Source organism: Cupriavidus sp. 2KB_3 (assembly GCF_052115685.1).
Taxonomy (GTDB): Bacteria; Pseudomonadota; Gammaproteobacteria; order Burkholderiales; family Burkholderiaceae; genus Cupriavidus; species Cupriavidus campinensis.
Genome location: NZ_JBFRHD010000007.1, coordinates 1 through 26,327, shown reverse-complemented (window position 1 = coordinate 26,327; position 26,327 = coordinate 1). Strand labels below are relative to the sequence as shown.

Below are 26,327 nucleotides of genomic sequence, written 5' to 3'. Positions count from 1 at the left end.
TCCGCTATTGTGCGACGCAGCATACCATAGTCGGCATGCTGGATTAGGGCTATTGTCTGCAAAGCACAACATGAGATTTCGAAACAGTTTTCTCCTTGCCTCGGGGGCGGCCGCCCACCATGAGGCGCGGGAGAAAAGCTATGGCGCTTTAGCGAAAAAGAAAGAAAAAGGCGCCATGAAGGCGCCTGTTCGAACAACGATACAGCGGGATAGTGAATCTACTGCTCTGCCACCTTTGTCCATCCCTCCGGCGAAAATGTGCGTAATGCGGCCGCCCGGCTGGCTGTGGAGGCGCCCAGGTCGCGCTCATAAAAGTGGCGCTCACTGTCGAGGATGAAGGTGTTGACGCCGCTGTCGCCATAGCGGGCCGGCCAGGCGACGATTGCGTATTGGGCGTTGCTGCCCTTCGGCGCGGCGATGATGCGGTACCGGTAGCCATAGAACGCCTCGTTCGGCGGGGCGTCCGGGCCCATTGCCAGTGCATCGGGACCGAGCGGACTGTCGTTCTCGGCCGAAGACGACGGCCAGTAGAGCCCGTTGGTCTTGCCCGGGCTGCTGACGAGCTGGGTCGCGTAGCGGCCGTTGCCGACCAGCTCGGCGTAGCGCTGCTGCGCGTCCGCCAGCTGGAGCAGGGTGTCCATCGTCACCAGTTCGTTGCGGCCGATGCGCCGCACATGCACCTCGCGCTGGCCGGCCGGCATGTCGAACTGCCAGCCCGCCTTGCGCTTGACGATGGGCACGGGGAAGGTCCAGCCGCTCTCCCCCACCGCCACGCGCGCCATATCTTCGCCCGCGCGCTCCACCGCATGGTGGCGCGACCAGGCGGCCAGGAATTCGTAGATATCCTCCTGATCGACGCCCTGCGGCGGCAGCAGCGTCCGGTAGTTCGGGCCAAGCACGCCCTTGAGCGCGTCGTGGTCGCTGCGGGCAATGGCGTCGCCCAGTGCGTCCGAGGCGGCCTCGGGCGAGGGATAGACCCGCTGCGCCAACGCCGGCGCGGACACCGCCAGCAGCGGCACGGCCAGTATCGCGGCGCCGAGGAACCGACGCACGGTACGTTTCATGGTGGCGGACATCGTCGCTCTCATCATGTCTTATCTCCGACCATGCCCAAGATGACCGCCACCGCCGCCGCCCCCTCCGAAGTGCGCGCCGCCCCCTCCGCCGCCGCCACGCTGCGGCAGGGACCGCTGCGCCGGCTGGCTGGCGCGGTGGAAGCCACCCGAATTCCCCCCGCGCTGCACCTGCTGGCGCATGCGGTCGCCGTTGCCGGCATCGCGGAAGGCGCTGTCACGATTGCTGTCCCGTGCGCGGTTGCGCGCGGCGGACTGGTCGGCCCGCTGGCGGTCGGCGCCGGCTGGCCGGGGGTTCTGCACGCCACCCGCGCCGCCGCGATTGACGTTCGGCCCGTGTCCGGCGATCGACTGGCCCGTGCGGCCCTGGAACGATTGCGCGGCGCGGTCACGCGCGGCATCGCGCGAGCCCGCCTGTGGCGTGGGCCGGCCGCCCGGGCCACCCTGCCCAAGCCGCTGCCCCGCCTGCCTCGCCTGCCCCGCCTGCCGGTTGGCCAGCCCTTGCTGCCGCTGCGCGTCGAAGCGGTTTGCCACATTCGAATTTTTGTACGGCACATTGCCGCGATTGGCCGGATTGTGCTGCCAGTTCACGTTCGAGCGGTTCACGTCGAGCCGCTGGTTCACATTGATATTGTTGTAACGATTGACGTTGATGTTCACGTCGTGCGAGTTCCAGTTGAACCCGCCCCACAGTGAATTGACGGCGGCCACGCCAAGGCCAAAGCCCACGCCCGCCACCAGGGCGCTGGCGAAGACCGACCCGGGAGGTGGCGGATAGTAGGCCGGCGGATAGGCCGGATAAGGCCACGCGCCGTAGACCACCGTCGGGTTGTAGGTCGGCACGTAGACCACTTGCGGATTGGCGGGCTCGATCTGCACGATGGTCGTGCCGCCAGACTGCTGCGTCACCACCTTCTGCTGCTCGGTGGTCTTCAGCGTGCCGGCTTTCTGCGCCTGCACGCGCAGGCGCTGCACCGAGTCCATCACGTCATCGGGCTGGGCGAGGAAGGCATCGCCCACCGAGTTCACCCATTGCGGCTGGCGGCCCATCATGTCCATCACGGATGGGAAGGCGACGAGCGACTGCACACTAGGATCCCACTGCTCGTTGGTCACCGCCTTGGTCGCCGCGTCGCCGGAGAGGCTGGCGTTGGCCTTCGACCATTCCGCCGCCGCGGCCACATCGGCCGGGTAGGTCGACGCCATCAGCACCTGCGACAGCAGCGCATCGGGATAGAGCGCCACGGGCGCCAGCAACTGGTCGAGATGCGCATTATCGAGCTTGGCCTGCGCCCAGGCGGCCCCGCCGCCGAGCAACAGCATCCCTCCACAGCACCACGCCAGAATACGTCGCAACCGGTACATATTGGCTCCCACAATGACGGATGAGGACGGACAAGGAGGGACGAGGGGGACTACCTGGCCGACTGCGCGCACTCCTGGCGATAAGCCTCTTCCAGCCGCTTGCGATCGGGCGCGCGCTCCAGCGTGGAATAGGTGCGGCCATCGGCGGTGGTCACGGACGACTTGCCCTGTTCCCACTGCTGCGGCTCCTTGGACAGGCCGTTGAGCTGGTCCAGCAACTGTCGGCAGTGCTCGCGTTGCGAGACGCCAGGTGTGGGGCCCTCGCCGTTGAGCGTCGCCGTGGCCGGGTCGAGCATGCGTGGAGGCGGCGGTGCGATCATCGGCGTGCCCGGGTCCACCGGCGGGGTCTGCGCCCCTGCCATGCCCGCTGTCATCAACAGCCCAATACCCACACCCCACGCTACGAAAAACGGCTTCACCAGGAAACTCCGGAAACTGCTGGCGAGGCACGCACGCACGCATCGCCATGACGATAAACACCGGCCCGCACGCCCAGACAACGGCGACCCGCGCTACGCGCTAGCGGTCCTTGCCGTTGCCATCGCCATTGCGGCCGGTACGGTTGCGCAGCAGCTCGAGCTTGAGCAGTGCGTCCGCAAGCATACTCTTAAGTCGCGCGTTCTCCTGCTGCAGCTGGCGCAGGCGGCGCCCGTCCGGCACATCGGATTCGCGTGCCGGACCGTACTTCGCGCGCCAGCCGTAGAACGATGCATCGCTGAAACCATAGCGCGCGCAGAGCTCCCGCACGGGCACCCCACTGGCGGCCTCGGCCAGGTACATGCGGATCTGCTCCTCCGAATAGCGTCTGTTCATCCGAATGCCTCCGCTTGCCAAGCGCGCGCCCCGCGCAGGTACGCGGCCTGCCCACCCTGCCGGTAAGGTAGCCCAATGCCCGGGCAAAAGGAATTCAGTGTCTTTGCAGCGCGAGTTAAGCAAATTCACGACTCGGCCACCTGTCGCGCGCGGTCCGAGTCCGCGTCAGGCACATCCGATGCTGACAGGAAAATGGCGCAAATTTCGGCATTCCAAATTGGACTAATTCATGCCATCACCCGCTGCCGGACAATCGCTTCAAACCCGTCAGACACTGCGAGCGCATTCTCGCGAACACCAGTCGTGCAGGGTGGCTGCCGCCCTGCAAGCCGCGCCAGGCAGGGATTTCGCGTTGTCTGATTGTCCGGACATAAGGCCGCACATGCGTGCGCGAATTGTCGGGATTCGAACCGTGTTCCTAGTAGTTTGCTAAATGATGTATTAAGATTCCTCGGCAGCAACTAAATTTCGAAACGCCTGCAAAGAGTGCCACAGCGCGCTTTTGGACAGGCGACTACCGGCGCGGATTTCATTGCCGCCGCCAACCGGCCTGAGGAAGAAGGGGACCACTGCTAACCGCCACGCGCCACGCAACGATCTGGAGTTGCGGGACGAACTTGTGGCATGCACTGCAGATTTCGGTAACCCGGGCGACTCTTGACCCTTTGCATTTCCCCGCCCTCTGGTAGTTCATGTGTCCTGGCAGTTTCGGCTTGGTCCGGCACGGGGGTGCCGACGCGCTTTTCAAGCCGCGACCACACAGGCAGGAAGTCGCAACTTCCGTAGTGCCCACAAAAAATAAAATCAACAATCTGGATCGGGAGAAGTCAGCATGCGGCACGTCAGCACCAAGCTTTTGCACGTCTTTGTCCTGTTGATGGAATATCGGGACCTCAACGCGGTGGCCGCCTGCACGCAGGGCCGTGTCCCTACCGTAGCCTATAGCCTCGCCCGGTTGCGCGAGATCACCGGCGACGCGCTGTTCGTCAAGCGCAATGGCACGCTGGAGCCGACACCCCACGCGCTGCGGCTCGAGCATACTGCCAGGCAGATTCTTGCCAAGTGGAATCTGCTGGTGCGTCCGCTGGCCGAAAGCGCGCAACCTGGCCCCAGCGGACGTCGTATTTCCATTGGTTTTTCATCATCAATTGGCGATCCGGTCATCACCGAGATCCTCAGCACACTGTGCGAGCAGTTTCCCCAGGACAGTTTCGTCACGCGGCCGGTCATCGCCGATGCCTCGCTGGCCGGCAGCCTGGACACCGGTGAACTCGATTGCGCCTTCGTAGTGGATGGCGCCACCGTGCCGGACGGTGTGATGCCGCACAGCATCCTTGCCACGCCGCGCCGGCTGGTCAGCGCGGCGCGCGCCCATGGCCCCGACGACGCGGAGAGCGACTGGATCCTGCTGCAGGAAGACTGCGAGGCCGGCAGCCCGCTGCGGGCATTCCTGGCCCGGCAGGCCAATACGCCGGGACATCGGGAGACCGTGGTGCCCTCCTGGCACACGCAAATCACGCTGTTACACGCGGCCGGCGGCATCTGCCCGGTACTCGACTTCAACGTGCCGCTGGTCACGCGTGACCGCAAGACGCGGCTGCTGGCGCCGCCGGGCAGCTTCCCGGGCTGGGCCTCGCTCCAGTTCTGGACTGCCGAGCAAACCCCGGACCGCGTGGCGATGCGCGACATCATGGACGTGGGTGCCGCCGTGCTGCGGGACCCCATCCGCGCCATCGAGAACCGCCGACAGGGCCGGCCAGAGACACGCCGTCTGGCGGTGGCCTGACGCGCGCGCCCCCGGCGGCCCCCGCGCCGGGACACCCTCCCAGACACCCTCAGACCCCGCGCGGCAACCGCCGCGCGGGGTCTTTCCTTTCCGGCCATCCCTTTCCGCACAAGCGCAAGTCCTGCCTCACAGGAGCCTGCATTTTCCGAATCGTCTCAAATCATTTGCGCAGGAGTCCGCATTAATCTCAGCGGGCATTGTCGTGTGCCGGGTCGTATCCCGTTTGGTCCGCGCGCACGCGTGCACGCAGCTACTGCGTGTTCGCGCCGCACGCCCTCCCGCGTGCGGCGCCTTTTTTCACGCCTGCCAAAGTCGTATCGGACCCATGTGCACAGGAGGCATTGGATGACATTGAGGATCTTGCTGGCCGACGACCATCCCGTCATCACGGCGGCAATCCGCGCAAGCTTGCAGACACAGACGGGTTGGGAAGTCTGCGGGGAAGTGGCAAGTGCGACAGAACTGCATCAACAAGTGGAAATACTGCAGCCCGACGTCGTGGTCACGGACTACCACATGCCCGGCCCCGCGGAACTGGACGGCGTACGGCTGATCACCAGCCTGCGGCGGCGCTACCCCGCGTTGTCGATCATCGTGCTGACGATGATCACCAATCCACTGGTCCTGCGCACGATCCTGGACGCGCACGTGCATGGCCTGCTGCTCAAGGATTGCCCATTGACCGAAATCGTTACCGCCATCGCCCGGGCCCAGCGCGGCTTCACCTACATCGGCAAGTCCGCCCTGCGCGCGCTGGCGCCCACCGAGCTGCGCACCATGCTGCCGTGTGGGCGCAACGGCGTGCAGCGCCTGTCCGCGCGCGAAACCGAGGTCCTGCGGCTCTACCTGACCGGGCGCACGGTCACGGAGATCGCCGCCACGCTGTGCCGCAGCGTGAAGACCATCAGCCGGCAGAAGAACTGCGCGATGCACAAGCTCGGCGTCAGCAACGACCGCGAACTGTTCGAGTGCGCGGCGCTGCAGGGCGTGGTCCTGCCCCGGGGCTGACATGGAACTGAGACGAAACTGAGACGAAACTGAGGAATTACCATCGCGACCGCTCGCTATAATCGATTTCGCCGCATGACACCGTTGTCATGCGCTACCTACCTGACATGCCTGCACACCATCCCGCCACAACCGCCACAACCACCCCGCCGCCCGCCGGCATCGCCGGCCGCGCCGTGCCCGCCCTGCTCGTGGCCGCCCCCGCTTCCGGGCAAGGCAAGACCACCGTCACGGCCGCGCTGGCCCGGCTGCATGCCCGCCAGGGACGCACCGTACGCGTATTCAAGACTGGCCCGGACTTCCTCGACCCGACGCTGCTGGCGGCGGCCAGCGGGGCGCCGGTGCACTCGATCGATCTGTGGATGACAGGCGAGGCCGACGCGCGCGCACGGCTGGCCGAGGCGGCGGCAGTGGCCGACCTGATCCTCGTGGAAGGCGTGATGGGCCTGCACGACGGCACGCCGAGCAGCGCCGACGTGGCGCGGCGCTTCGGCCTGCCCGTGCTGGCCGTGATCCAGGCCGGCGCCATGGCCCAGACCTTCGGCGCGCTGGCTCACGGGCTGGCGCACTACGGCGCGCCGCTGCCGCCGATGCGGGTGCTGGCCAACGGGGTCGGCACTGCACGCCATGCCGACTTGCTGCGAGAAAGCCTGCCGGTGGATATCGGCTGGGCCGGCGCGCTGGCGCGCGACGCCGCGGCGAGCCTGCCCGAGCGCCATCTCGGCCTGTTCAGCGCCGACGAGCTGCCAGACCTGATCGACCGCCTCGACCGCATGGCCGACGCGCTCGAAGCCTTGCCGATCGGGCAGCTACCCCCAGCCGTGTCTTTCCCAGCCCCTGCGGCTCCGACCGCACCCGGCCCGCGCCCGCTGGCGCGCAAGACCGTGGCGATTGCCCGCGACGACGCGTTCCGCTTTATCTATCCCGCCAATGTGGACACGTTGTTCGCGTTGGGCGCCAATGTGGTGTGGTTCTCGCCGCTGCGCGACCGCGCGCTGCCCGCGTGCGATGCGCTGTGGCTACCCGGCGGCTATCCGGAATTGCATGGCGCCACGCTCGCGGCCAATGCCGACATGCGCGCAGCCCTGCGGCGCGCCCACGCGGACGGCCTGCCGATCCTGGCCGAGTGCGGCGGCATGATGGCGCTGTTCGACACACTGGTGGACAAGGAAGGCATCAGCCACCAGATGGCCGGCCTGCTGCCGGGCACGGTGACGATGCAACGGCGGCTCGCCGCCATCGGGCATCAGGCCGTGACGTTGCCGGGTCTGATGCCCGATGGCGACGAACCCCTGCGCGGCCACACCTTCCACTATTCGAAAACCGATTCGCCGCTGGAGCCGGTCGTGCGGGCGGTGTCGCCGCGCGATGGCACGCCCGGCGAGGCGGTCTACCAGACCGGCTCGCTCACGGCGTCATACGTGCATCTGTATTTTCCGACCAACCCGCTGGCCATTGCGGCGCTGCTGGGCGGGAAGGCGGGGTAGCGAAAGGGACGGGGGGCGGGCTCAGGCGGCGTCGCGCTCGGCCAGGGTGCGGGCCGCCGCATCGGCAATCCCCGCCTCGAGCTGCGCCAACCCCTTGGAAAGGTTGTGCATGGTCGTCTCGGACACATCGGCCAGCACGTCCTGGAGGAAGGCCGAGCGGCGCGGCAGGGCCTGATCGACGATATCGCGCCCGAGCGGGGTCAGCGTGACATTGGTCATGCGATTGTCGCGCTCGCTCGTGGTGCGCTCGATCCAGCCCAGCTCCTGCAACGCCTTCAACTGGCGCGTGAGTGCGCCGGGGTCCATGCCGACGCGGTCCGCCAGCGGCTTTTGCGCGATGGGGCCCTCGTGGCCATGCAGCGCGGACAAGATGCGCCAGCGCGGCAGCGGATGACCGATGCGCTGCTCGAACGCCGCCGCGTAGGCGCGGTAAGTGCGTCCAAACTGTTGCAATACGGCCAGGCTTTGTCGCTCCAGTTCCACTCCGAATCTCCTTTAGGCGGACGCTTGCATCCGCGGGGGCGCCGTGATCTCAGGCGGATCAATCGGCTGCCATCGCGGGCTCCTGCACCCGCGTCAGCGTCACCGGCGGGACCCGGCGCACGCACCAGAGCCCCACCAGGGCCGCAATCGCCGCCACGAGCAGGCCAAGATGGATGGCCCCGACGAGCGATACGCGCGCCTGCTCGAGCAGCAGGGCTCCATTGTGCCCTGCCTCCTGGAGATTGGTCAGCAATTCTGCTTGCGCGGTCTTGTCGATCAGGATCTGGGGGTCGGTCATCCGCCCGGCCCAGTCCGACGCGCCGGCCGCCTGCAATGCGCGCTCCACGCCGCCGGTATAGCTGCGCGTGACCATGGTGCCAACCAGCGCGGTACCGACCATGCCGCCCACCATCCGCAACGATTGCAACATCGCCGTTGCAATGCCGAGGTGCGCCCGGCCCGCCGTCTGCTGGGCGAACACGGTCAGGTTTGGCAGCACGAAGCCGAGCCCGAGGCCGGCCAGCAGCATGGTACCGAGCAGCACCATGTGATGCATGCCGCGCGTGGCCTGCGACAAACCGAGGCAGGCTAGCGCCAGCAGCGCGAATCCCGCATAAAGCATGCTGTTCGGCACCGGAATGCGCGTGATGATGCGGCCATTGAGAATGCTGCCGATGGTGATGCAGACCACCATCGGCGTCACCAGCAGCCCGGCCTCCTTCGGCGAATAGCCAAACCCGCCCTGGAACAGCAGCGGCGCGTAGAGCAGCAGCGCGAACATGGCGAAGCCGCCCAGGACGCCAAGCACGAACAGCGAGGCCAGCGCCGGATTGCGGAACATGTCGAGCGGCAGCAGGGGGTCCGCCGCGCGGTGCGACCACTGCCAGAGGCCGACGAACGACGCCACGGACAGCACGGCCAGACCAATCGTCACGATGTCCAGCCCACGCTCGGGCAGCCATTCCACCGAAAGCTGGAGGCAGCCGAGCCCCGCCGCAATCAGCAGCGCACCCAGCCAGTCCACCCGAATCGGCCCCTTGTGCGCCTGATGGCGCAGGTGCGGCAGGTAGCGCCACGCGAACAACAGGCCGAGCAGGCCCACCGGCACGTTGATATAGAAGACGGCACGCCAGCCATACCATTCAGTCAGCACGCCGCCCATGGACGGGCCGATGGCGTTGGCAAGCCCGAACGCGGTGCTCATCATCACCTGCCAGCGCAGGCGCACATGCGGGTCCGGGAACAGATCGGGAATACAGGCGAAGGCGGTGCCGACGAGCATGCCGCCGCCAATGCCCTGCAGCGCGCGTGCCGCCACGAGGAACGGCATGCTGGGCGCCATGCCGCACAGCACCGAGGCCACCAGGAAGACCACGATCGACACCAGCACGAATGGCTTGCGGCCGTAGTAGTCGCCCAGCCGGCCGAAGATCGGCACGGTGACAACCGAGGTCAGCAGGTAGGCCGTGGCCACCCAGGCGTAGTACTCGAAACCCTGCAGTTCGGCGACCACCGTCGGCAGCGCGGTGGCCACCACGGTCTGGTCCAGCGCCACGAGCATCACCACGAAGGCGATGCCGATCATCGCCAGCAGCGATTCCCGGAACGGCAGCACTTGCCCGTTGCCGGACGAATGTGGAGCGCCCTGCCCTTCTTGTGACGCGGAAGTCATTCTATTGCCCGATCAATCGTTGTGTGGTCAATGATTATAGGTCGAAATTTCCTTAATTTGCAGGGCAACATGCCACCATGGAGCGGCGGCGGCACAACACCTAATATGAGTGGGAGCCGCAACCCCTGGAGTCTCTCATGCAGCCTGTCACGCTGATTGGCGCGCCCACCGATGTTGGGGCAAGCATTCGTGGCACCTCGATGGGGCCCGAGGCCCTGCGCGTGGCCGATATTGCCGGGGCGCTGGCCCGCAACGGGTTGCAGGTGACCGACCTCGGCAACTTGAGCGGCCCGGGCAACCCTGGCCAGCTTCCCGTCGAAGGTATGCGCCACCTGCAGGAAGTGCTGGCCTGGAATCAGTTGGTGTTCGACGCCGCCTACGGCTGCTTCGCCAGTGGCCAGATGCCACTGCTGATGGGCGGCGACCACTGCCTGGCCATCGGCTCGATCAGCGCTGCCGCGCGCCACTGCCGCGAGACCGGCAGGCGGCTGCTGGTGCTATGGCTCGATGCCCACGCCGATGCCAACACCGGCAGCACCAGTCCCACCGGCAATATCCACGGCATGCCGGTGGCCTGCCTGTGCGGCGACGGCCCCGCGCCTCTGACCGCCCTGAGCGGCGTCACGCCGGCCATGTCGCCCCAGTCGATCCGCCAGGTGGGCATCCGCAGCGTGGATGCCGGGGAGAAGCTGCGCCTGCGCGAGCTGGGGCTGACGGTCTACGACATGCGCTATATCGACGAAAACGGCATGCGCCAGACGATGGAGCAGGCGCTCGCCGGCATCGACGCGAATACGCATCTGCATGTCAGCTTCGATGTGGATTTCCTGGATGCGCAGATCGCGCCCGGGGTGGGCACGCCGGTACGCGGCGGGCCGACGTATCGGGAGGCGCATCTGGCGCTGGAGATGATCGAGGATACCGGGGCACTGGGGTCGCTCGATGTCCTGGAGCTGAACCCGGCCCGGGACGTCCACAACCAGACGGCCGAACTGGTGGTAGACCTGCTGGAGAGTTTGTTCGGGAAGTCGACGCTGTAGTGCCAGACCCCCCTCCCGCGGACGGGAGAGGGTTGTCCTGCGGGTCGGCTAGCTGCCGCTGGGGCGCGTGCCGGCGCCGGCGCTGTTCGCCGCCTGCCCCGTCACCTCGTTCCAGCCACCGCCCAGCGCCTTGTACAGGTTGACCTCGCTGGTCAGTTGGTTGAGGCGCGAGTCGATCAGCACCTGCTGCTGCGCGAACAGCTGACGCTGTGCGTCGAGCAGCGTCAGGTAGTTGTCCACCCCGGTGCGATAGCGGCCCTCGGCAAGCTGGAAGTAGTCCCGGCTCGCCTCCACCAGGCGCACCTGCGCCTCAAGCTGCTCCGTGTACGTGCCGCGCGCCGCCAGCCCGTCCGCCACCTCGCGGAAGGCCGACTGCACGGTCTGTTCGTACGTCGCCACGTTGATGTCCTTCTGGATCCGCGCGTAGTCCAGGCTGGCGCTCAGGCTGCCCGCCGTGAAGATCGGCAGGTTGATCTGCGGCGAGAACAGCCACGTGCCGGAACCGGCATCGAACAGCCCCGACAGCTGGCGGCTCGCCGTGCCCGCCGAGGCGGTCAGCGAGATGCTCGGGAAGAACGCCGCCCGCGCCGCGCCGATATCGGCGTTGGCCGACAGCAGGCGGTGCTCGGCGGCCAGGATGTCCGGGCGGTTCTGGAGCAGATCCGAGGGCAAACCCGCCGGCACGTCCGCCACAAGCTTGCCTTCGAGCGGCAGCCCTTCGGGCAGGTCCGCCGGCAGGCTCGCACCGAGCAGCAGCGTTAGCGCGTTGGTGTCCTGCGCCACCAGCCGCGTATAGCGGGCGAGCGAGGCCCGCGCGTTCTCCACCTGGGTCTGCGACTGGCGCAGGTCCAGCCGCGAGGAAATGCCTTCCTCGTAGCTGCGGCGCGTGAGGTTGTAGGTGCGCTCGTAGGTACCCAGCGTCTCGCGCGTCAGCTTCAGCTGCGCCTCGTCGGCGCGCAGCGTCAGGTAGGCGTTGGCCACGCTGGCCACCAGCGCGATGTGCGTGCTGCGGCGGGCTTCGTCGCTGGCGAAGTACTGCTCCAGCGCCGCCTGGCTCAGGCTGCGCAGCCGGCCGAACAGGTCGATCTCCCACACCGTGGTGCCCAACGACACACCATACGAACTGCTGATGACCCGCTGGCCCGTGCTGGAGAGATCGGCCGGCACGCGCTGCCGCGTGCCCTCTGCCACCACGCCCACCTGCGGGAACAGGTCCGCGCGCTGGATGCGGTATTGCGCGCGGTACGCCTCCATGTTCAGGGCCGCCACGCGCAGGTTGCGGTTGTTCTGCAGGGCGACTTCGATCAGCCGCTGCAGGCGCGGGTCGGCGAAGTAGTCTCGCCAGCCCAGTTCCGCAGCCGGTGGCACCTGGCCGGCACCATTGGCGGCCGGGTAGGCATCGCCCTGCGGATAGGCGGCCTCCACCGGCGCCGCCGGACGCTCGTAGGTCGGGATCAGGCTGCACCCCGCGAGCGCCGCAGTGGCGGCGACGGCCATGCTGATTAGCGTTTGTCTCATGCTTTGGCCCCCGTTTCCAGGGAGGAGGAATCGTGCTTCTGGCGGCGCTCCTTGAGCGCGTTCACCACCACGAAGAACAGCGGCACCCAGAAGATGGCCAGCACCGTGGCCGTGAGCATGCCGCCGATCACGCCGGTACCGATGGCGTGCTGGCTGCCCGAGCCGGCGCCTTGCGACACCGCCAGCGGGAACACGCCCAGGATGAACGCCAGCGAGGTCATGATGATGGGCCGCAGGCGCATCCGGCACGCCTCCACGGCTGCATCGACCAGACTCTTGCCCTGCTCGTGCAGCTCCTTGGCGAATTCCACGATCAGGATCGCGTTCTTGGCGGACAGGCCGATGGTCGTCAGCAGGCCCACCTGGAAGAACACGTCGTTGGACAAGCCCCGGCCAATCGTCGCCAGCAGCGCGCCGACCACGCCGAGCGGCACCACCAGCATCACCGAGAACGGAATCGCCCAGCTTTCATACAGCGCGGCCAGGCACAGGAACACCACCAGCAGGGACAGCGCGTAGAGGGCTGGCGCCTGCGAGCCCGACAGCCGCTCTTCGTACGACAGGCCGGTCCACGAGTAGGCAATGCCCTGCGGCATCTGCTTCATGATGGCTTCCACCGCCGCCATGGCCTCGCCGGAGCTCTTGCCCGCCGCCGGTTCGCCGAGGATTTCCACCGCCGGCACGCCGTTGTAGCGCTGGAGCTTGGGCGAGCCATAGCCCCACTTGCCGGTGGCGAAGGTCGAGAACGCCACCATGTCGCCCTTGTCGTTGCGCACGTACCATTTGTCCAGATCTTCCGGATTCATGCGCGCGTTGGGGCGGCCCTGCAGGTAGACGCGCTTCACGCGACCGCGGTCGATGAAGTCGTTCACGTAGCTGGAGCCCCAGGCGATGGAGATGGTGCTGTTGATGTCCGCCAGCGACACGCCTTGCGCGCGGGCGCGCTCGTCGTCGATCTCGAGCTGGTACTGCGGCTCGTCGTTCAGCCCGTTCGGACGCACGCGTTGCAGCGCCGGGTCCTTGGCGGCCAGCGCCAGGAACTTGTTGCGGGCTTCCATCAGCGCGTCATGCCCCAGGCCGGCCTGGTCCTGCATGTAGAAGTCGAAGCCGGTGGCGTTGCCCAGCTCCTGCACCGCCGGCGGCGCGAAGGCGAAAGCCAGCGAGTCCCGGAAGGTGCTGAACTTGGCCTGGGCGCGCCTGGTCAGGTCGAACACGCTGGTGGCGTCGCCCTCGCGCTCCTTGAACGGCTTGAGCAGGATGAACGCCAGACCCGAGCTCTGGCCGCGGCCGGCGAAGTTGAAGCCGTTCACGGTGAAAAGCGAGCTGACGATCTTGCCCTCGTCGTTGAGCAGGTAGTTCCGCATCTGGTCGAGCACCGCCTGCGTGCGCTCCGCCGTGGCGCCGGCGGGGGTCTGCACCTGGGCGTAGAGCACACCCTGGTCTTCTTCCGGCAGGAACGAGGTGGGGATGCGCGTGAACAGGAAGGCCATGCCGGCCACGATCAGCACGTAGATGATCAGGTAGGGCACGCGCCGCTTCAGGATGCCGACCACGCTGCGCTCATAGCGCTGGGTGGAGCGGATGAAGCTGCGGTTGAACCAGCCGAAGAAGCCCTTCTTGTGCTCGCCGTGGTCACCCTTCTCGATCGGCTTGAGCATGGTCGCGCACAGCGCCGGGGTCAAAATCAGCGCCACCAGCACCGAGAGCACCATCGCCGAGACGATCGTGATCGAGAACTGGCGGTAGATCACGCCCGTGGAGCCGCCGAAGAACGCCATCGGCAGGAACACGGCCGACAGCACCAGCGCGATACCGACCAGCGCGCCCTGGATCTGCCCCATCGACTTCCGGGCGGCCTCCTTCGGCCCCAGCCCCTCCTCGGACATCACCCGCTCGACGTTCTCCACCACCACGATGGCATCGTCCACCAGCAGGCCGATGGCGAGCACCATGCCGAACATCGTCAGGGTGTTGATCGAGTAGCCGAACGCAGCCAGCACGCCAAAGGTGCCCAGCAGCACCACCGGCACGGCGATCGTCGGGATCAGCGTGGCGCGGAAGTTCTGCAGGAACAGGTACATCACCAGGAACACGAGCACGATGGCTTCGAGCAGCGTCTTCACCACTTCGTGGATCGAATCGGCGATGACCGGGGTCGTGTCGTACGGGAACACCACCTGCATGCCCGCCGGGAACGACGGCTCGAGCTGGTTCAGCGTGGCGCGGATGGCCTTCACCGTATCCAGCGCGTTGGCGCCCGAGGCCAGCCGGATGGCGATACCCGAGGCCGGGCGGCCGTTGTACTGCGCGTTGATGTTGTAATCCTGGCCGCCCAGGCCCACGTCGGCCACGTCCTTGAGGCGCACCTGCGAGCCGTCCGGGTTGACCTTCAGCAGGATGTTGCCGAACTGCTCGGCGGTCTGGAGACGGGTCTTGCCGATCACCGACGCGTTGAGCTGCTGCCCGCGCACGGCCGGCAGGCCGCCCAGCTGGCCGGAGGCCACCTGCACGTTCTGCGCCTTGATGGCGTTGCTCACGTCCAGCGGCGCCAGCTGGTAGCTGTTGAGCCGGGCCGGGTCCAGCCAGATGCGCATGGCGTACTGCGAGCCGAACACCTGGAAGTCACCCACCCCCGAGGTCCGCGAGATCGGGTCCTGGAGGTTCGAGACGATGTAGTTAGACAGATCCTCCCGCGTCAGGCTCGGGTCGGTCGACACCAGGCCGACGATGACCAGGAAGTTCCGCACGGACTTGGTCACGCGGATACCCTGCTGCTGCACTTCCTGCGGCAGCAGCGGCGTGGCCAGCGCGAGCTTGTTCTGGACCTGCACCTGGGCGATGTCCGGGCTGGTGCCCTGCTCGAACGTCACGGTAATGGTCATGCTGCCGTCGGAGTTCGACTCCGACGAGATATAGCGCAGCTTGTCCAGCCCGTTCATCTGCTGTTCGATGACCTGCACCACCGTGTCCTGCACGGTCTGCGCGGACGCGCCGGGGTAGTTCACCGAAATGGCGATGGTCGGCGGCGCGATGGCCGGGTACTGGTTGATGGGCAGCGACCGGATGGCCAGCCCGCCAGCCAGCATGATGACCAGCGCGATCACCCAGGCAAAGATCGGCCGGTCGATGAAGAAATTAGACATGGCGATTCCTCATGCGTCGGTCCCGGTCAGGACTTGGCCGCGCCAGGCGCGGAAGCGGCGGCCGGGGCCGAGGCGGCATTGGGGGCCGTAGCGGCGGTGGCGGTGGCTTCCGTGGCCTTGACCTTGGCGCCGGGGCGCACGAACTGGAGGCCTTCCACGATGACGCGGTCGCCGGCCTTCAGGCCGTCCGTGACCAGCCACTTGTCGCCAATCGTCCGGTCGGTCTTCAGCACGCGCTGCTCGACTTCATTGTTGGCATTGACCACCAGCGAGGTGGCCTGGCCCTTGAGGTCGCGCGTGACGCCGCGCTGTGGCGCCAGGATGGCCGAGGTCTTCACGCCTTCGGCCAGCCGCGCGTGCACGAACATGCCCGGGAGCAGTTCGTGGCGCGGGTTCGGGAACACCGCGCGCAGCGTTACCGAGCCGGTGCTCGGGTCCACCGACACTTCGGAGAACTCCAGCCGGCCCGCCTCCGAGTAGGTGCTGTCATCCTCGAGCTTCAGCGTCACCTTGGCAGCGTTGGCACCGGCGGCCTGGAGCCGGCCGTCGGCCAGTTCGCGCCGCAGCCGCAGCAGCGTGGTGGACGGTTGCGTCACATCCACGTAGATGGGGTCCAGCTGCTGCACGGTGGTCAGCGCGGCGGCCTGGCCGTTGGTGACCAGTGCCCCCTCGGTGACCACCGAGCGGCCGATGCGGCCCGAGATGGGGGACAGCACCTTGGTGTAGCGCAGGTTGATATGGGCGCGGTCCGCCGTCGACTGGGCCTGCAGGTAGGCGGCCTTGGCTTCGTCGTGCTGCTGCTTGCTGACCGCTTCCTCGCCCACCAGGCGGCCATAGCGCTCCGCGAGCAGGCGCGACGACGCCAGCGTGGCATCGGCGCTCTTGGCCGTGGCTTCATAGGTGGCGGGGTCGATCTGGTACAGCTGCTGGCCCTGCTTGACGTCGGAGCCTTCCACGAACAGCCGCTTCAGGATGATGCCGTCCACCTGCGGGCGGACTTCGGCGATACGGAAGGCCGTGGTCCGGCCCGGCAGCGACGAGTCGAGCGTCACGGTCTCGTCCTTCAGCGTGACCACCTTCACTTCGGGCGTCTGGGCTGCGGGCGCCTTGTTTTCCTTGCCACAGGCGGCAAGGACCGAGACGGCGATGGCCAGCATGCCCGGAATCAAAGCACGCCTGGCGCGCATTGCTTGCATAGCGATTTCCTCGAGGATGAAACGGAATGATGTGGCCTGGCCCCGTAGACCAGGCGGGCGCCACGGCGCAGCGCGTGGACGCAAGTGGCGTGCCGGGTCGCCGGCACGAAATTCGGTCGTCGGGTTCAGCGGATTGTCGCCATGGGCCCCTGCTTTCGCCATTTGCTGGCCTGGAGGAAAACACAAGACCGGCCGCGCCGCGCGCGCGTATCCGGCCGCAGGGGGTTCGTGGAACCGCCCTGCTCCCCGTATTCTGAAATGTCCTGCACGTTGCTTCGCTTGTCCGGATCACCGTGCTTCGCGCAAGCCCGCGCGCCGATCTGAACGTCGCGCTACGTCTTGCCGGCCGCCACAATAATCGGTTTTCCCGATGCCTGCTGGCGGCGCATTGCCACGGTAATGTCTGCAGTGCACGGCGGCACCCCATGTATTAGGGTAAAGACAACCGTCTCCTCCAGGGAAGCCGTCGCCGTCGTGATGCAATGCAGCATTCGGCTCACTGGACTGCAACGAGTTCCATAGCCGAATGACGAGTTGCGCGTCATCGTACCAGCTTGAAGAAGAATCTGGATGACAGGACTTGTCGTGTAATGCACTGAAATAAAAGGCGGGGGATAGGGCGGGGTCACTTTCAGTGGATTATGTAGCACTTTTACGACGTTCGAGACGAACGCTTCCAGGCTGCAATAAAGAAACGCCCCCGTTTGACCGGGGGCGTTTCTTATTGTCGATCCATCCAGCGAGATCAGGCGCCGTCCAGATAGCGGTTCCGCTGGCCCAGCGGCCGGCCGAGGTTGGGCGTGGTCCAGCGCATGTCGCCCTGGTAGGCGGCGGAGCCGTAAGTGCGATTGGTCGTGGTCGCCGCTCCCGGCACGAGATCGTACTGTTGCGAGGACATCTGCATCTGCTGCTGTTGCTGCGGGGCCAGATCCTGTCGCGTCGATTGCACGGCGCCCTGCGAGTACGGATCGAACTTGTCGCCCGCGCGCGCGCCGCTGGTCGAAGGATCGATTGGCGTGGCCGTTGCACCGCCCTGCGTGTACGGGTCGCGCGGGCCCGGCGTCATCTGCGCAAGCGCCGACACCGACATCAACGCCAGCGCCCCGGCGGCCAACACACTGCTGGCCCGCATCGTCTTCATCGTCTTCATGGCTTACCTCCACATGGCGAATCGATTGCGGCGGGAAGGAAATCTCCACCGCTCCCTTCATGACGTAGCGAAAGCCGTGCCGGTCGCTCTTGTGCGGTGCCAGGCGCCCCGGAGGCCGCGTGGCGTCTGGCCGGCGCTCCGGAATTACAACCGATGGGTAAGCCATGCATTGGCGCCCTGTCGGCAACGTGCGTGTAACAAGACGTATCTGCCCCGCATATCACGGCATTTAAGTCTGCCTTCAGGTTTCGCCCTCAGTGACCATTTGTTCGGCACGGTCATTAATAAGAACGATTCGCATTTACTTTAGGATGGGCGCCTCGTTGAAAACGGTACATCCCCGCCAGGGGAACGCATGGCCCTTCCCATGGAGTTCACATGACAGTGATCGACGATCGCAAGCCCCCTGCCCGCGCAGACACGCCTCCTGCGCACGATGCGCCCGGCACGGTTCTCCACACCTTCATCGCCCAACGGCGCAGCCTGCTACACGTGGCCACCCGCATTCTGGGCTGCCCCTGTCAGGCCGAGGACGTGCTGCACGACGCGTTTCTCAAGCTCTGCCAGGACCCCTGCCCCGAAGCCTTGCGTTGCGAGGCCAGCTACATCAGCCGGGTGGTGCGCAATCTCGCGCTGGATAGCTACCGGCGCCAACAATTGGAGAAGCGGCTATTCATCGGCGATGTTCCCGAGCAGGACGCACCGCTCGACACCAACTCGCCGGACTGCATCGCGATGGCACAGGAGCAGGCCACCTGCCTGCGTAACGCGATGCGGCGCCTGCCCTCGCGCACGCGCGACGCCGTGGTGCAGTACTACTACGAGGACCAGACGCAGAAGCGCATTGCCGAGCGGCTGGGCATCTCGGCCACGATGGTCAACTTCATCCTCCAGGATGCGCGCAGCGCCCTCAGCGCGATGAATATCGCGCGCTGATTCCTGGCTGCGCGATGCACGTCGCGCGCTGCCCCTCCGGACGCGCGGCGGACGCCACGCGCGCCGCCCTCCATCCGTTTTCCTGAAACGCCACACGTGCACGCGTCATGCGTGCCTCGCGCGTGCCCGTGCACGCGTAGCACGGCTTTGATGACGCGAGCCCGCACAGCCCCGCATGTTTTAAGTGAATGACATGGCCGAACTAAACGAATTACGAGGCCATTCGTCTTGATGGATATCCCCCTTCCACTGCGGAAGCCTTTCTGTTTTCGCGATCCACCAGGGCTAAACATGAGCAATGAAGATCCTTATGACTTTATCGGCGTCGGACTGGGCCCGTTCAATCTCGGCCTCGCGTGCCTGGCCGATCCGCTGCCCGGCGTACGCAGCCTGTTCCTCGAGAAGAAGGAAGCGTTCGGCTGGCACACGGGCATGCTCGTGGACGGCACGACGTTGCAGAACCCATTCCTGGCCGATCTCGTGTCGATGGCAGACCCCACCAGCCGCTTCAGCTACCTGAATTACTGCAAGCAGCAGGGCCGCATCTACCACTACTACATCCGCGAGAACTTCTACCTGACGCGTCAGGAATACGACCGCTACGGCAAGTGGGCCGCCGGGCAGCTGCCCAACGTGCGCTATCGGCAGGACGTGCTCGACATCCGCCATGACCCGTCCCTGCCCGGCTATGTGGTGAGCGGCGTCGACACCCACACCGGCACGCCGTTCCGACATCGCGCGCGGCGGCTCGTACTCGGCATCGGCAGCACGCCGAACCTGCCCGCCTGCTGCGCGGGCGAGCCCGCGCCGATCCACACTTCGGCCTATCTCGCCAACAAGCGCTGGCTCCAGCAGCGCCGCACCATCACCGTCATTGGTAGCGGCCAGAGCGGCGCCGAGGTCTACCACGACCTGCTCAAGGACTGCGACACCCACGGCTACACGCTGAACTGGGTGACCCGCTCGCCGCGCTTCTTCCAGATGGAAAACGCCAAGCTCACGCTGGAGTTGATCTCGCCCGCCTACAGCGACCACTTCTACGACCTGGGCGAGTCGGTGAAGACGCGCGTGCTGGAGGACCAGCGCAGCATCTACAACGGCATCAACAAGACGCTGATCGACCAGATCTACGACACGCTCGACGAGAAGCGCCACCGCGCCGGGGCCCGCACGCAGCTGCTGACCAACCTCGCGCTGGACGGCATGCGCTTCGACCCCGCCGCGCGCCAGTACGAGATGACGTTTCGTCACATGGACCTGGGCGACGCCTACCGCCACGCGGCCGACGGCGTGGTCATGGCCACCGGCTACACGAATCGCGTGCCGGCCTTCATCGACGGCATTCGCGAACGCATCCGCTGGGACGCGGCTGGGCGCTACCAGCAGGCGCGCAACTTCGCGGTGGACGTGCATGGCGACGAGATCTTCGTGCAGAACGCGGGCTTCCACAGCCACGGCCTGACCAACCCGGACCTGGGCATGGCTTGCCATCGCAATGCGCGGCTGCTGCACGCGCTGACCGGCGTGGACCACTATCGCGCCGAGGCACGCACCACGTTCCAGGACTTCGCCCCGCGCGCCAACAGCGGCTTCGAGCGGATCGACGCGGCGGAAGCCGCGGCAACCGTGCCGGCCCCCGGCAATGGCACGCCCCTGCCGGCCCATCCGCCGCAGCCGGCGCTGGCGCAATGGGTCACGGTGGCGGGATAGACCATGAGCCTGCGACTCACCATCGTCATCATGTCCGCGTTTGGCGTCATCAGCGACGCCATCCTGATCGCGTTCTACCCGCAGTTCTTCGAAGTGCGCTACGGCATCACCAGCCCGGTGCACGTGGGCGCCTACATCGCCGCCATCTCCATCGCCGTGATGTGCACGCTGCCGTTCTGGGCGCGCGTGGCGCGGCGTGTAGAGACCATGCACCTGCTGGTCTACACCCAGCTCGTGGCCGGCACCTTCGGCGCGCTGAGCGCATGGGCGGAGACGGTCACCGCCTTCTGGGTGCTGACCATGCTGATGTTCATGACCAAGAGCAGCTACCTGCTGATGTTCCCGTACCTGATGCGGCTCGAGAAAGCCGAGACGCACGGCGCCACCATTGGCCTGCTGTCGGTGGTGGTGCATATCGGTGGCATCTTCGGGGCGATGGCGGGCGGGATGGCACTCCAGCAGTTCGGCCCGCGCACCTGCCTGTGGATGATGGCCGCCGGCGACTTCGTACAGATGGCGCTGTGCATCTACCTGATCCGCACCGGCCGGGTGGTGCGCGTGCTGGGCACCGATGCGGCCCAGCCGGCGGCGGGCAGTCCTGCCAGCACGGCGCGACGCGGCACGCTGGGGCTGATCCTGCGCCTGAGCCTGCTGATGCTGCTGTTCGACTTCAGCGCCTACCTCGTCCGCCCGTTCTTCTCGGTGTACTGGGAGCAGATCTCCGGCATGCACAACCAGATGCTGACGGGACTGGTGTTCGCGATTCCGGGCGTGGTCGCGCTGGTGGCGCTGATCGCCAACAAGCGGGCCACGCGGGACGGGCGCAAGCTGCTCGACCATACGCTCGGCAACCTGCTGCTTGGCACGGTGGGCCTACTGTTGCAGGCGGCGCCGTCACCGGCGCTGGTGCTGATCGGGCGCTGCCTGTATGGGTGGTCGCTGTTCCAGGTCATCGTGAAGCTTGAGGTCACGCTGTTCAAGGTCAGCACACCGGACGCCTACGCCAAGGACTTCAGCATCGCCAACTTCTTCCAGAACCTGGGGGTGCTGTTGTCGTCGTTCGGCGCCGGGCTGATCGTGAGCCGCTTCGGCATCGAGGTCACCTTCGTACTGGCCGCCGCCGGCATGCTGCTGACCGCCGCGCTGGACCGCTGGAGCTTCGGCGTGGACCGCCGCCACGCGGCGCCGGCCGCGCTGCCTGAGACCAATGCGGCGGACACCGCCGGACTTGCGGGAGCCCCCCATGCAAGCTGACCGCTGGGACATCACCCGTGGTGGCGCGGAGCCGATTCCGGCCACGCTGCGCCCGTTGCTCCATCCGGGCATGACGATCCGGGCGCTGTCGCTCGACCATGACATCGGCCTGCTCCATCGCTGGTTCACCATGGACTACGCGCGCTTCTGGAATATGCAGGACCTGACGCTGGACGAGACCCGCCGCTTCTACGCGGACCTGCTCGCGAACGGCCACGGCGGTGCCTACATGGGCCTCTGCGAAGGGGCACCGGCCTTCCTGATCGAATGCTACAACCCCGCGCACGAGCCCGTGGGCGCGCACTTCGCGCCGCGCGCCAGCGACATCGGCATGCATTTCTTCGTCGGCCCGCCGGCCGCGCCGATCCGCCACTTCACGCGCGACGTGCTGCGCCACGTCATGGCGCACACCCTCTACACGCTGGGCGCCCAGCGCGTAGTGGTGGAGCCCGACGCGCGCAACGACAAGGTCCATGCCCTGAACCGCGCTGTGGGCTTCGCCTACGACCGCCAGATCACCCTGCCGCAGAAGACCGCCTGGCTGGCCTTCTGCACCCGCCCCGATTTCGAACGATCCATCCGAGGAGATTTCACCGATGAACGCCCCGCTTGACGCCACCATCCACGCCACGCTGCAAGCCCAGACCACGCGCGAGCCGCGCCACGTGGTCAACCACCTCGAACCGGCCGTCTGGGCCAAGGTGAACCGCCTGCTCGTGCGCAAGGCCATCGCCGAATACGCGCACGAGGTGGTCATCACGCCGGCGGCGCAAGGCGCGGCCGATGCAGACGGCTGGACCCGCTACCGCATCGACGCCGACACGCCCAACTGCCACTACACCTTCGACGGCCAGCCGATGGCCCTGCGCCACTGGCGCATCGACCCGGCCAGCATCGAGCGCGTGCTCGACGGCGCCAACGCGCCGCTGGACGCGCTGACCTTCATCAACGACTTCAAGCACACGCTCGGCATTCCCGCCGACAAGCTGCCGATCTACCTGGACGAGATCAGCAGCACCCTGTTCGGCGCCGCCTACAAGCACAACCCGCAGGCGCCGAGCGCCGAGACCCTGCTCGACGCGGACTTCCAGACCTATGAGTGGGCGATGATCGAAGGCCATCCGGGCTTCGTGGCGAACAACGGCCGGCTGGGCTTCGATGCCGAGGACTACCGCGCCTTCGCCCCGGAAACCGGCTCGCGCTTCGCCGTGATCTGGCTGGCAGTGCATCGTGACAACGCCCACTTCGCCAGCATTCCCGGGCTGGACTACGAGGCCCACATGGCGAGCGAACTGGGCGAAGCCCGTCTGGCCGCGTTCCGCCAGGCGCTGGAGGCGGCCGACGTGGCGCCCGAGGATTACCTCTACATGCCGGCCCACCCGTGGCAGTGGTTCAACAAGCTCAGCATCGCGTTTGCCGCCGATGTGGCCAATCGCAAGATCATCCCACTCGGCTACAGCGACGACCTGTACACCGCCCAGCAGTCGGTGCGCACGTACTTCAACGCGTCCCGGCCGGACAAGTGCTATGTGAAGACCTCGCTGTCGGTACTGAACATGGGCTTCATGCGCGGGCTGTCGCCGTACTACATGGCTGGCACGCCCGCCATCAACGCCTTTCTGGACGGACTGATCAACGACGATGCCACGCTGCGCGGCTACGGCTTCAGCATCCTGCGCGAGGTGGCGTCCGTCGGCTATCGCAACCGTTACTACGAGGCCGCGCTCGAGATGGACAGCCCCTACAAGAAGATGCTGTCCGCGCTCTGGCGTGAAAGCCCGCTCGGCAAGCTCCGCGAGGGCGAGCGGCTGATGACGATGGCCGCGCTGCTCCACACCGACCCGCAGGGCGACGCCCTGCTGCCGGCGCTGATCCGCCGCTCGGGGCTCTCCGCGCGGACGTGGCTGCGCCAGTACCTGCGTGCCTATCTCGAACCGCTGATGCACTGCTTCTACGCGCACGACCTTGTGTTCATGCCGCACTGCGAGAACCTGATCCTGGTGCTGGAGGGCCACACCGTCACGCGCGTGTTCATGAAGGACATCGCGGAGGAGTCGGCCATCCTGAACAAGGACGCGGTGCTGCCCGAAGGCATCCAGCGGCTCGCCGTGGACGTGCCCGAGAACTACAAGCTGCTCGGTATCTTCATCGACGTATTCGACGGCGTGTTCCGGCACATGGCGCAGATCCTGGTGGAGGGCGGCAGCTGCTCCGAGGATGACTTCTGGCAGGTGGTGGCCGACAGCGCGCACGACTACCAGGCGGCGCATCCCGAGTTGCAGCACAAATTCGCGCGCTACGACTTCTTCGCGCCGGACTTCCTGCACTCGTGCCTGAACCGGCTGCAGCTCAAGAACAACCTGCAGATGGTGAACCTGGCGGATCCGGCATCGAGCCTGACCATGGCGGGGTCGCTGCCCAACCCGGTGGCCGGCCGCGCCCGCTCCGCCGACACCAAGGCGGCTGCCTGATGCTCGCGCCCGCGCCGGACCGGCTCCACGCACTGTTGGCCACGGCGGCGCGCGTGGTGCCGGGACTCGACGGTACGATCGGCGAGATCGGCAACGGGCGCGCGTGGAGCGAGGCACGCGCCGAGGACATCGCACCGATGGTGCGGCACCTCGGCGCGCACCATCCCGAAGCCGGAGCCCACTATTGGTCACTTCGCGCTTGGGGATTGCATATCTGGCAGCCGGTGTACCTCGGCGTGGTCGGCGTGCATTGCTGTGCGTGCGCGCCGGATCTTTCGGCGTTATCCCAGCGCACCGAGGCGGGGGGCATCCACGGTTTCCGCATCGCGCCGCATGCGCCGCGGCTCGACGCGGAAGATGACGGGCTGCGGCGCGTCGCCCGCCAGATCGCGGAAGGCTGGACCCGGCTGCATGCGCAATGGCGGGACGTCGGCCCGCTGCCGGTGAAGGCCGCCGGCAGATTGCTGGCCGATTGCGTACTCGGCGCCTTGCTGTGCGTGCAGCGCGAGCGCATCGACTGGGATACGCCGCGCATGCATGCGCTGGGACAACGCTGGCTCGAAGCCATCGGTCTCGGCGGCGAATGCGGCTTCCTCACCTTCCGCGACGGCGGCGGTACAGAACGGCTCGCGCTCGCCCGCAAGGGTTGCTGCCTCCACTATCGCCGCGCCGACGGCGAGATGTGTACCACCTGCCCGCGCCAGCGCGTGCCCGAGCGCCTGGCACGACTCGCTGCCCGCGACGGGCCCTAGCCCGCCCGCGTCCTACCTCTCGCTTTTTTCTGATTTTTCCTCGTATGCGTCCGCCATACGCGGCGGCGCTCATCCGTGCAAGGAGAACACCATGTCCGATCTGAGTCAGTCCTCCCACTTCGAAGCGGAGGCCCTGCAATTATCGGTAGCAAGTTATTGCGATGACGATGTGTTTGCGATGGAAATGGAACGCATCTTCCCGCGCAGCTCGACCTATATCGGCCACGACCGCATGGTCCCCGACCAGGGCGACTGGCGCGCGCTGGGCCATGAAGACAACGCGCGCGTCCTGGTGCGCACCGACCATGGCGTGGAATTGATCTCGAACGTCTGCCGGCATCGGCAGGCGCTTATGCTCGGCCAGTACGGACCCGGCGCGACTGCCGGCAACGGCCAGGGCAACCTGCGCGAGCGCGGCGGCAACATCGTCTGCCCGCTCCATGGCTGGACCTACGACAACAGCGGCCAGTTGATCGGCGCACCGCAATTTCCTGAAAAACCATGCCGGAACCTGGAGCGCTTTCCGCTCCAGAACGTGAATGGCTTCCTGTTCGAGGGCCCGCGCAATGCCGCCCACGACCTGCGCGGCCTGTTCGACCGGCCGGAACTCGATTTTGGCGACTACGTACTCGATCACGTGGAAATGCACCGTTGCGACTGCAACTGGAAGACCTTCGTCGAGATCTATAACGACGACTATCACATCGGCCCCTTCCACCCGGGCCTAGGCCGCTACGTGCATAGCGAGGGATTGAGTTGGGAATATGGGGACTGGTACAGCGTGCAGCGGATCGACGTACACCCGACGCTGGAGATCGCGGGCACCGACACGTATCGAACCTGGCATGAGCGACTGCTCGCTTACGGCGACGGCCGCGTACCTGACTTCGGCGCGATCTGGGCGACTTATTATCCAACCCATATGATCGAGGTCTTCCCGTACGCGCTGGTGTTGTCGACGCTATATCCCAAGGGCGTTCACGAGACGATGAACGTCATCGAGTTCTATTACCCGGAGGAGCTGGCCGCATTCGACCGTGAACTGGTGGAGGCGCATCGCGCCGCCTATATGGAAACGGCGATCGAGGACGACGAGATTGCCGAGCGCGTAGACGCCGGCCGGCGCGCGTTATATCGGCAAGGTAAGACCGATGCGGGTCCATATCAGACGCCGCTGGAAGACGGCATGCGTCATTTCCACGGCTGGTATCGGAAGCTGATGGATACGCCGGTCGCAGCACCGATGCCGGTACGCGAACCAGCGGCCACGCCACGGCGAACGATTCCGATTGCGCGTGCCGTGTGCTGAATCGAACGCCCAAAAAGCAAAACCCCCAGCCTTTTGGGGCTGGGGGTTTTGGGTATAAGAGCCTGGCGATGACCTACTTTCACACGGGTAGTCCGCACTATCATCGGCGCAAAGTCGTTTCACGGTCCTGTTCGGGATGGGAAGGGGTGGTTCCGACTCGC

21 protein-coding genes and 1 rRNA gene are annotated in these 26,327 nt (G+C 66.5%); 11 read left to right on the top strand and 11 right to left on the bottom strand.

What is annotated here, in order from left to right; all coding sequences use genetic code 11:
• Nucleotides 1-218: 218 nt before the first annotated feature.
• From AB4120_RS08895 to AB4120_RS08880, 4 genes are all read right to left on the bottom strand, one after another.
• Nucleotides 219-1,091, bottom strand: coding sequence for a DUF2950 domain-containing protein (locus AB4120_RS08895; protein WP_392388546.1), 873 nt, complete (start codon nt 1,089-1,091; stop codon nt 219-221).
• Nucleotides 1,092-1,094: 3 nt separating this feature from the next.
• Complete coding sequence (locus tag AB4120_RS08890) at nt 1,095-2,438, bottom strand: DUF3300 domain-containing protein (RefSeq protein WP_441642152.1); 1,344 nt, start codon at nt 2,436-2,438, stop codon at nt 1,095-1,097.
• A gap of 50 nt (nt 2,439-2,488) precedes the next feature.
• On the bottom strand, nt 2,489-2,857 hold the full coding sequence (locus AB4120_RS08885; protein ID WP_392388547.1) for a hypothetical protein: 369 nt from the start codon (nt 2,855-2,857) through the stop codon (nt 2,489-2,491).
• 100 nt (nt 2,858-2,957) lie between these two features.
• Nucleotides 2,958-3,251, bottom strand: a complete 294-nt coding sequence (locus AB4120_RS08880; RefSeq protein ID WP_144196343.1) for a transposase — start codon at nt 3,249-3,251, stop codon at nt 2,958-2,960.
• 832 nt (nt 3,252-4,083) lie between these two features.
• Here AB4120_RS08880 and AB4120_RS08875 point away from each other — a divergent pair.
• The 3 genes from AB4120_RS08875 to AB4120_RS08865 all read left to right on the top strand — a co-directional run bounded on the left by AB4120_RS08875 (nt 4,084) and on the right by AB4120_RS08865 (nt 7,532).
• On the top strand, nt 4,084-5,037 hold the full coding sequence (locus tag AB4120_RS08875) for a LysR family transcriptional regulator (protein ID WP_149138202.1): 954 nt from the start codon (nt 4,084-4,086) through the stop codon (nt 5,035-5,037).
• A gap of 345 nt (nt 5,038-5,382) precedes the next feature.
• Nucleotides 5,383-6,045, top strand: a complete 663-nt coding sequence (locus tag AB4120_RS08870) for a response regulator (protein ID WP_149138203.1) — start codon at nt 5,383-5,385, stop codon at nt 6,043-6,045.
• A gap of 89 nt (nt 6,046-6,134) precedes the next feature.
• On the top strand, nt 6,135-7,532 hold the full coding sequence (locus AB4120_RS08865) for a cobyrinate a,c-diamide synthase (RefSeq protein ID WP_262389860.1): 1,398 nt from the start codon (nt 6,135-6,137) through the stop codon (nt 7,530-7,532).
• 21 nt (nt 7,533-7,553) lie between these two features.
• On the opposite strand, the gene AB4120_RS08860 is transcribed toward AB4120_RS08865, so the two are convergent.
• Nucleotides 7,554-8,015: a MarR family winged helix-turn-helix transcriptional regulator gene (locus AB4120_RS08860; protein WP_149138204.1), complete on the bottom strand. Its 462-nt coding sequence runs from the start codon at nt 8,013-8,015 to the stop codon at nt 7,554-7,556.
• A gap of 58 nt (nt 8,016-8,073) precedes the next feature.
• Nucleotides 8,074-9,687 carry an MFS transporter gene (locus tag AB4120_RS08855; RefSeq protein ID WP_149138205.1) on the bottom strand — a complete coding sequence of 538 codons (1,614 nt, stop codon included), beginning with the start codon at nt 9,685-9,687 and terminating at the stop codon, nt 8,074-8,076.
• Nucleotides 9,688-9,824: 137 nt separating this feature from the next.
• Here AB4120_RS08855 and rocF point away from each other — a divergent pair, with 137 nt between their 5' ends.
• Nucleotides 9,825-10,727 carry an arginase gene (gene rocF / locus AB4120_RS08850; RefSeq protein WP_149138206.1) on the top strand — a complete coding sequence of 301 codons (903 nt, stop codon included), beginning with the start codon at nt 9,825-9,827 and terminating at the stop codon, nt 10,725-10,727.
• Nucleotides 10,728-10,775: 48 nt separating this feature from the next.
• Here the strand turns inward: rocF and AB4120_RS08845 are convergent, their stop codons facing one another.
• From AB4120_RS08845 to AB4120_RS08830, 4 genes are all read right to left on the bottom strand, one after another.
• Complete coding sequence (locus tag AB4120_RS08845; RefSeq protein WP_149138207.1) at nt 10,776-12,245, bottom strand: AdeC/AdeK/OprM family multidrug efflux complex outer membrane factor; 1,470 nt, start codon at nt 12,243-12,245, stop codon at nt 10,776-10,778.
• A complete protein-coding gene (locus tag AB4120_RS08840; RefSeq protein ID WP_149138208.1) occupies nt 12,242-15,388 on the bottom strand; it encodes an efflux RND transporter permease subunit in 3,147 nt (1,048 codons plus the stop codon). The genes AB4120_RS08845 and AB4120_RS08840 overlap by 4 nt, the downstream gene beginning before the upstream one ends.
• 26 nt (nt 15,389-15,414) lie before the next feature.
• Entirely contained in the window at nt 15,415-16,584 is a 1,170-nt protein-coding gene (locus AB4120_RS08835) for an efflux RND transporter periplasmic adaptor subunit (protein WP_149138209.1), read from the bottom strand.
• Between the two features lie 745 nt (nt 16,585-17,329).
• A complete protein-coding gene (locus AB4120_RS08830; RefSeq protein WP_187645279.1) occupies nt 17,330-17,734 on the bottom strand; it encodes an endonuclease in 405 nt (134 codons plus the stop codon).
• Between the two features lie 378 nt (nt 17,735-18,112).
• Here AB4120_RS08830 and AB4120_RS08825 point away from each other — a divergent pair, with 378 nt between their 5' ends.
• The 7 genes from AB4120_RS08825 to AB4120_RS08795 all read left to right on the top strand — a co-directional run bounded on the left by AB4120_RS08825 (nt 18,113) and on the right by AB4120_RS08795 (nt 26,166).
• A complete protein-coding gene (locus AB4120_RS08825) occupies nt 18,113-18,670 on the top strand; it encodes a sigma-70 family RNA polymerase sigma factor (RefSeq protein ID WP_149138210.1) in 558 nt (185 codons plus the stop codon).
• A 291-nt stretch (nt 18,671-18,961) separates the two neighbouring features.
• On the top strand, nt 18,962-20,380 hold the full coding sequence (locus AB4120_RS08820) for a lysine N(6)-hydroxylase/L-ornithine N(5)-oxygenase family protein (protein WP_149138211.1): 1,419 nt from the start codon (nt 18,962-18,964) through the stop codon (nt 20,378-20,380).
• Nucleotides 20,381-20,383: 3 nt separating this feature from the next.
• On the top strand, nt 20,384-21,634 hold the full coding sequence (locus AB4120_RS08815) for an MFS transporter (RefSeq protein ID WP_149138212.1): 1,251 nt from the start codon (nt 20,384-20,386) through the stop codon (nt 21,632-21,634).
• On the top strand, nt 21,624-22,247 hold the full coding sequence (locus AB4120_RS08810) for a GNAT family N-acetyltransferase (RefSeq protein ID WP_187645280.1): 624 nt from the start codon (nt 21,624-21,626) through the stop codon (nt 22,245-22,247). The genes AB4120_RS08815 and AB4120_RS08810 overlap by 11 nt, the downstream gene beginning before the upstream one ends.
• A gap of 19 nt (nt 22,248-22,266) precedes the next feature.
• Nucleotides 22,267-24,105: an IucA/IucC family protein gene (locus AB4120_RS08805; protein WP_392388556.1), complete on the top strand. Its 1,839-nt coding sequence runs from the start codon at nt 22,267-22,269 to the stop codon at nt 24,103-24,105.
• Entirely contained in the window at nt 24,105-24,857 is a 753-nt protein-coding gene (locus AB4120_RS08800; protein WP_149138215.1) for a siderophore ferric iron reductase, read from the top strand. The genes AB4120_RS08805 and AB4120_RS08800 overlap by 1 nt, the downstream gene beginning before the upstream one ends.
• A 91-nt stretch (nt 24,858-24,948) precedes the next feature.
• Nucleotides 24,949-26,166, top strand: a complete 1,218-nt coding sequence (locus AB4120_RS08795) for an aromatic ring-hydroxylating oxygenase subunit alpha (protein WP_149138216.1) — start codon at nt 24,949-24,951, stop codon at nt 26,164-26,166.
• Nucleotides 26,167-26,226: 60 nt separating this feature from the next.
• On the opposite strand, the gene rrf is transcribed toward AB4120_RS08795, so the two are convergent.
• Nucleotides 26,227-26,327 (bottom strand): 5S ribosomal RNA (gene rrf / locus AB4120_RS08790); the annotation flags it as partial.